The sequence below is a fragment of the Desulfobacter sp. genome (assembly GCF_050177295.1).
The window spans coordinates 1-6,538 of record NZ_JBFXHE010000254.1; the positions used below are offsets into that span (position 1 = coordinate 1).

Here is a 6,538-nt window from a genome sequence, read left to right on the forward strand (position 1 = left end):
AGGAGTGATGTATGAGTCTGTTTATAAGAAAAGAAGCATATACAGGTCCGGTCCAGGCCATTGTCCTGGACTGGGCCGGAACTGCCGTTGATTTCGGCTGCATGGCCCCTGCCGCCGTGTTTGTGGAGGTGTTCAGGGAGCATGGCATTGATGTGACGGTCCGGGAGGCCCGGCAGTTCATGGGCATTGAAAAAAAAGAGCATATCCGGAAAATATGTGCCCTGGAAACGGTGAAAAGCGCATGGCAAAACGCCTTTGGGGCGCATCCCGGTGAATCTGATATCAACGCCCTGTATAACAGAACCGCGGATATGATGGTGGCCGCCATTGCCGACCACTGCGATCCAATCCCCGCCATGATGGATGCCGTGGAAACCCTGCGAAGCAGCGGTGTTAAGATTGGTTCCTGCACGGGTTATGTCCGGGAAATGATGGATGTGCTGGTGCCCGGTGCCGGGAAAAAAGGCTACCGCCCGGATGCCGTGTTCTGCTCATCCGATGTGCCCAATGGCCGTCCATACCCCTGGATGTGCTACAAAAACGCCATTGCTTTAGGCGTTTATCCCATGGAAGCCATGGTCAAGGTGGGGGACACCATTGTAGATATCCAGGAGGGACTTAATGCTGGCATGTGGACCGTGGGCATTGTGGAGAGCGGCAACGAGATGGGGCTGACCCCCGAAGACCTGGAAGCGCTTCCTGCCGGCGAAAGGGCGCGCAGGGTCGCGGCCATTACCAAAGCGTTTGGCCAGGCAGGTGCCCATTATGTATTAAAACAGCCCCATGATCTTCCCCGGGTGATTCGTCAGATCAATGACCGGCTGGCTGCGGGTGAGCAGCCAATGACGCGGTGATTAAATGACACAGATCACCCTGCCTGATAATCCTTATCTACTGCTGACCCCCGGCCCCTTAAGCACCACTGCCACCGTAAAAGCCGCCATGCTCAGGGACTGGTGCACCTGGGACCGGGATTACAATGAGATTGTCCAAAAGATCCGCAGCAGCCTGGTCCGCCTGGCCAGCCCCCTTCCCGGGTACACCGCCGTACTGATGCAGGGCAGCGGCACCTTTTGCGTGGAGGCGTGCATGGGCACCGCCGTCCCCGGGAACGGCAAGCTGCTGGTCCTGGCCAACGGTGCCTACGGCCGAAGAATTGCCACCATTGCCGGGCGCATGGGAGTGGCCTTTGGGATGATTGATACCGGAGATCTTGTCCCCCCCGGCCCCGGCCATGTGGACCAGGCATTGAAAAATGATCCCGCCATTACCCATGTGGCCATGGTTCACTGCGAAACCACCACGGGCATGCTCAACCCGGTGGAGAAGATCGGTCCTGTGGTGCACCGTCACGGCAAATGCTTTATTGTGGATGCCATGAGCAGCTTCGGGGGTGTCCCCGTTGATATGGCGGCCATCAAGGCTGATTTTCTGGTGTCATCGGCCAACAAGTGTATCCAGGGCGTGCCCGGCTTTGGTTACGTCATTGCAAAAACAAGCGAGATTGAAAAGACAAAGGGCCGCAGCCTTTCGCTGAGCCTGGATCTTTTTGACCAGTGGGAAACCATGGAAAAAGGGCAGGGCAAGTGGCGGTTCACCTCCCCCACCCATGTGGTGCGCGCCTTTGAAACAGCCCTGGATGAACTGGAAGCCGAGGGCGGGGTGACCGCCCGCTGGCAGCGATATAAAGAGAACCAGAAAATTCTGGCGGAGGGCATGACAGGCCTTGGGTTCAAACCGCTGCTGCCCGAGACGTTCCAGTCCCCGGTCATTACGGCCTTTCACAGCCCAGAAGCCCGGGGATACGATTTTAAAGGCTTTTACGAACGGCTCAAAGCCCAGGGATTTGTGATCTATCCGGGCAAGGTGACGGAAATTGACACCTTCCGCATCGGCAATATCGGCCATGTGTTTGCCGGCGATATGCAACGACTTGTCAAGGCTGTGAAAAATGCCATGACCTGGTAATGTAAGAGAATTTGTTTGTGGGAAACTTGATGCCTTCTGCGGCTGACTGCGTTTTCACCGTCGGCTGCAGCGGGTGTTTTGGGATGAAGGCCTGATAATTTCAGAAAACGTGTTCATTGATACCATGGATGGCGATCTCGAAATAAGAACATATAAAGGCGCAACAGAGGCTCTTAAAGCATTATTTCAACTCGAAAAAGAATTTCCTAATAATGACATCGTATTGGTTAAAGCAGATTCATCAGAAGAAGTCAGGTATGCTTTTAAGAACTATTTTACAGATGCCAAAGATTTTATTCGACTCCTTGAAGAAGCCTGTCAAGCGCTTTGCGGAGAAAAAGTACTTGATGCTAAAAGTATTATAAACGCCATCGAACAAAACTCTACAGCCGACCCGGAGAGCTAACGGCTTTTTGAAAGTCCTTGGTTTTTTAAACGGATTTAATTTTTGGGAAGTCCTCGGTTCTCGTCGCCGGGCGGCTGAGCTCTCCGTTCGCTGCCAAAACAATCCAATTTTTGTACCCTTGACGAAGTTTACATATTTGTATACTTTATAGGTATGAAAACAATTTCATTTTACCATACGACAGCTGGAAGATGCCCTGTTCGAAAGCATTTAGACTCTTTGACAGATGTTCAGGCTACAAAAGTCGCTTGGGTTTTGAAATTGATTCGAGAAATTGATCAGGTTCCATCCAAATACTTTAAGAAGCTGGTCAATACAAATGATATTTGGGAAGTTAGGGTTGATGTCGGGAGAGATACGTTTCGTCTCCTTGGATTTTTTGACGGACAAGAATTAATCATCTTGACCAATTCATTTCAAAAGAAAAGTCAAAAGACTCCAAAACAGGAGATTAAGTTAGCTGAGTCCCGAAAAAAAGAATATCTTTCCAGGAGGTAAGATAATGGATGACTTGGATAAATATATTGAAGCAAGAAAAAAGAAAAGTCTCATTTTCGCCAAAAATTTTGATAAAGGATATGAGCATTTTAAAATCGGAGTTCTTCTTAAACAGGCTCGTTTAGATGCTGGCTTGACACAAGAAGATGTCGCTAATTTATTGAATACAAAAAAATCTGCAATTTCCCGTATTGAGAATCATGCCGAAGATATCCGTTTATCAACATTGGTGAACTATGCTCAAGCAGTGGGGAAAAGCATTCAATTTCAGGTAGCTTAAACTCAGCGAATCGGGATAGGACTCCCCATCACTAAAGTGGACCCCATGTCAAGACCGATTTTAACTTTTGTAAAGCTTCATTTTAATGAAATATGCGGGGGACGCTGGGTAACCGGCGTTCCTACTGTGAGATGCCCCCAAATACAAACGAAATTGACAACTATAATGGATGCCATTATAATATGACCCATGATACGGTCTTTTAAGAATAAAGATACAGAGGATATTTTTGACGGAATTAGTTCTAAAGCTGCAAGGAAAATATGTCCACAATCCATTTGGCCGGTTGCAGTTCGAAAGTTGGATCAAATAAATCGAGTACAAGATGTAACCGAACTTCAAGTTCCGCCAGGAAACCGTCTCGAACAATTAAAAGGCGATCGTGAAAATCAATTTAGCATCCAAATAAACCAGCAATATCGTGTTTGTTTTATTTGGGAGGAAGGGCATGCGTATGAAGTCAAAATTACAGACTACCATTAATAAAACATCAAGGAGACTTCCAACAAAGCGTCCGCCAACACATCCCGGAGAAATGCTTTTGGAAGAATTTGTTAAACCCCTCAATATTACCCAGACCGAACTCGCACAAAAACTTGGGGTTTCCTATCCTCGTTTGAATGAAATTATTAAGGGGCGTAGGTCAGTGACTCCCGATACAGCACTTAGGTTGTCTCGTGTATTAGGGATGTCAGCGGACTTCTGGCTCGGACTACAGCAAGACTGGGATTTATGGCATGCGATGAATAGTCCCAAAGCTATTGAAATACAAATGCTTGAACCCCTTTCAAGGCAAATAGAAAATCGGCATAACGAATAAGGTTAGATTATGTGAGCGCAGCGAGCCACAATCTGAACCGTTTACTATGCTCTAAAAAGGACTGAATATGAAAATATGTTGCTTTGCTGTGCTGCTCTCTCTTTTTATGACAAGCGGTTTGTTTGCTGACCAATCAGAAACTATCATTAAACTTGAAACCGAAACAGGAACATTGGAAGGCTCTCTTATTGTTCCCAATGAAAAGAACTCAGTTACAGTCGCGTTGATTATCGCCGGATCGGGACCGACAGACAGGGACGGCAATAATCCTGCAATGAAGAATAATTCTTTAAAGATGCTGGCAGAGGCTTTGTCAAAAAACGGCATTGCAACATTGAGATATGACAAAAGAGGCATCGGAGAAAGTCAGCAAGCCGTTGAAAAAGAAGAAGAATTGCGATTCGAGCATTACATATCAGATGCGAAAGATTGGGCTGAATTACTAAAGAAAGATGAGAGGTTTAATAGGGTAATAATAATCGGACATAGCGAGGGGTCATTAATTGGAATGATTTCAGCTCGAAAGAACGGCATTGATAAATTCATCTCGATTGCAGGCCCTGGCCGTTCGGCAGATAAGACCATAATTGAACAGCTCAAGTCCCAACCACCCGAGGCCTTGAATATCGCACTGCCCATTATTGATAAACTTAGGCAAGGGGAAACAGTTGATGGTGTTAATCCGCTATTATATTCTCTGTTAAGGCCCAGTGTGCAGCCATATATGATTTCTTGGTTCAAATATGATCCAGCCGAGGAAATTGCCAATCTAAAAATGCCTGTGTTGATTATCCAAGGTTCAGCCGACATCCAAGTATGTGAAGATGATGCAAAAATACTTGCCAAGGCAAATCCGAACGCACAATTGAAATTTATCAAAGGAATGAATCATATTTTCAAAAACTCTGAATCAGATCCAATGCATAATATCCCAACCTATAATCAACCAGATCTACCAATAAACACTGATCTGGCTGAAACAATCACTGATTTTATCATGAAAGATAATAAGCATGACCAGGCTAATTCAGCCGCCGCAAAAAACCGCGCGGCTGATTAGCAACGTTAGAGATAATCATGCCACCACTATATATAGAGAGGAACAAATTCATGGCCGGATCAACCTTTCAGACTAATCCTTACGATCTATATAAATTGCTGGAGGACTGCCACCGCGGAGAACTCCAATTGCCGGATTTTCAGCGCAGCTGGGTGTGGGACGAAGATCGAATCAAAAGTCTGATTGCCTCAGTGTCGCGCGCCTTTCCGGTGGGTGCGCTGATGTCGCTGGATTCGGGCGGGGAGGTGAATTTCAAACCCCGACCGGTTGAGGGCGCGCCTGCGGCGGCAAATCACGTTTCACCGCATTCGCTGTTGCTGGATGGTCAGCAGCGCATGACCTCGCTGTATCAGGTGACGCTGCGCAGAAAGGTCGTCGAGACGGTGACGCCGAAAAAAAAGAAGGTGAAGCGCTGGTTCTACATTGACATCCGGAAGGCGCTGGACCCGAATATCGACCGCGAAGAGGCAATCCTGGGCGTGCCGGAGGACCGGATCATCCGAACCAATTTCGGCCGCGAGGTGGTGACCAACCTGTCCACGCCCGAGCAGGAATATGCTGAGCTGGCGTACCCGGTGACTCAGGTGTTCGACTGGGACCGCTGGCAGGACGGCTTCGATCAATACTGGAAGGGTGACGCTAATGAAACCGTGCGTGAGACCTTCCGCAAGTTCAAGCGTGAGGTGCTGGAGAACTTCAAGTATTACCGGGTGCCGGTGATTTCACTTGATCGCTCCACATCGAAAGAGGCAGTCTGCGTGGTGTTCGAAAAGGTCAACACCGGCGGAAAGCCACTGGACGCCTTTGAGCTGGTGACGGCGATGTATGCTGCCGACGGCCACGAGCTACGCAAGGACTGGTACGGTGATGAAACGCAAAAAGGCCGGCATCGGCGCTTTGTGGATACGCTGCGACCGGCTGATTCGGAAACGGGAATCATCGCGAATGTCAGTAACACTGATTTTCTGCAGGCTATTTCTCTATTCTACACCCGGGAGCGCCGCCGAGAGGCAGAACGAACCGGTAAACAGGGCAAAGAACTGCCATTCGTTACTGGTAACCGACAGGCCTTGTTGAGCCTGCCGCTAATCGCTTACAAGCACTATGAGAAAAAAGTCGAGCATGGCTTTATGCAGGCCGCAAAGTTTCTCCACATGCTGCACATCTACCGCATTTTTGATTTGCCCTACCAGTCACAGATCGTGCCGCTGGCTGCCATCATCGCCGACATCGGCGAGGCATGGGAGCACCAGGCCAATCGGGCCAAGCTTGTGCAATGGTACTGGAACGGTGTGTTCGGCGAGCTATATGGCTCGGCAGTCGAATCGCGGATTGCCAAAGATTTTACCGAAGTGCCGGCTTGGCTGCAAGGAGGGCCGGAGCCAACAACGGTGAGCGAGACCACTTTCCGCGCCGACCGGCTCAAGACAATGCGCATGCGGTTGTCTGCGGCCTACAAGGGCATGAACGCGCTATTGATGAAAGAAGGGGCACAAGATTTTCGCT

The 6,538-nt window shown here is 48.8% G+C and carries 9 protein-coding genes; all 9 read left to right on the forward strand.

Going from position 1 to position 6,538, the window contains the following annotated elements:
• Positions 1-11: 11 nt before the first annotated feature.
• On the forward strand, positions 12-854 hold the full coding sequence (gene phnX, locus AB7U36_RS15940) for a phosphonoacetaldehyde hydrolase (protein ID WP_428160693.1): 843 nt from the start codon (positions 12-14) through the stop codon (positions 852-854).
• Positions 855-858: 4 nt separating this feature from the next.
• Entirely contained in the window at positions 859-1,968 is a 1,110-nt protein-coding gene (gene phnW, locus AB7U36_RS15945) for a 2-aminoethylphosphonate--pyruvate transaminase (protein ID WP_428160694.1), read from the forward strand.
• A 124-nt stretch (positions 1,969-2,092) separates the two neighbouring features.
• Complete coding sequence (locus AB7U36_RS15950; protein ID WP_428160695.1) at positions 2,093-2,374, forward strand: hypothetical protein; 282 nt, start codon at positions 2,093-2,095, stop codon at positions 2,372-2,374.
• A 153-nt stretch (positions 2,375-2,527) separates the two neighbouring features.
• Positions 2,528-2,872, forward strand: coding sequence for a type II toxin-antitoxin system RelE/ParE family toxin (locus AB7U36_RS15955; RefSeq protein ID WP_428160696.1), 345 nt, complete (start codon positions 2,528-2,530; stop codon positions 2,870-2,872).
• A 4-nt stretch (positions 2,873-2,876) separates the two neighbouring features.
• Positions 2,877-3,152, forward strand: a complete 276-nt coding sequence (locus tag AB7U36_RS15960) for a helix-turn-helix domain-containing protein (protein ID WP_428160697.1) — start codon at positions 2,877-2,879, stop codon at positions 3,150-3,152.
• A gap of 189 nt (positions 3,153-3,341) precedes the next feature.
• Positions 3,342-3,635 carry a type II toxin-antitoxin system RelE/ParE family toxin gene (locus AB7U36_RS15965; protein ID WP_428160698.1) on the forward strand — a complete coding sequence of 98 codons (294 nt, stop codon included), beginning with the start codon at positions 3,342-3,344 and terminating at the stop codon, positions 3,633-3,635.
• On the forward strand, positions 3,607-3,972 hold the full coding sequence (locus AB7U36_RS15970; protein ID WP_428160699.1) for a HigA family addiction module antitoxin: 366 nt from the start codon (positions 3,607-3,609) through the stop codon (positions 3,970-3,972). Before AB7U36_RS15965 ends, AB7U36_RS15970 begins: the two co-directional genes overlap by 29 nt.
• 67 nt (positions 3,973-4,039) lie before the next feature.
• Positions 4,040-5,032, forward strand: coding sequence for an alpha/beta hydrolase (locus AB7U36_RS15975; RefSeq protein WP_428160700.1), 993 nt, complete (start codon positions 4,040-4,042; stop codon positions 5,030-5,032).
• A 50-nt stretch (positions 5,033-5,082) separates the two neighbouring features.
• The coding region (locus AB7U36_RS15980) for a GmrSD restriction endonuclease domain-containing protein (protein WP_428160701.1) at positions 5,083-6,538 on the forward strand (1,456 nt) is incomplete at its 3' end.

What these genes read in the sequence shown, in the direction of transcription:
- AB7U36_RS15970 (WP_428160699.1), top strand. Translation starts at nt 3,607, where the DNA reads ATGAAGTCAAAATTACAGACTACCATTAATAAAACATCAAGGAGACTT.
- AB7U36_RS15965 (WP_428160698.1), top strand. Translation starts at nt 3,342, where the DNA reads ATGATACGGTCTTTTAAGAATAAAGATACAGAGGATATTTTTGACGGA.
- phnW (WP_428160694.1), top strand. Translation starts at nt 859, where the DNA reads ATGACACAGATCACCCTGCCTGATAATCCTTATCTACTGCTGACCCCC.
- AB7U36_RS15975 (WP_428160700.1), top strand. Translation starts at nt 4,040, where the DNA reads ATGAAAATATGTTGCTTTGCTGTGCTGCTCTCTCTTTTTATGACAAGC.
- AB7U36_RS15950 (WP_428160695.1), top strand. Translation starts at nt 2,093, where the DNA reads ATGGATGGCGATCTCGAAATAAGAACATATAAAGGCGCAACAGAGGCT.
- AB7U36_RS15955 (WP_428160696.1), top strand. Translation starts at nt 2,528, where the DNA reads ATGAAAACAATTTCATTTTACCATACGACAGCTGGAAGATGCCCTGTT.
- phnX (WP_428160693.1), top strand. Translation starts at nt 12, where the DNA reads ATGAGTCTGTTTATAAGAAAAGAAGCATATACAGGTCCGGTCCAGGCC.
- AB7U36_RS15960 (WP_428160697.1), top strand. Translation starts at nt 2,877, where the DNA reads ATGGATGACTTGGATAAATATATTGAAGCAAGAAAAAAGAAAAGTCTC.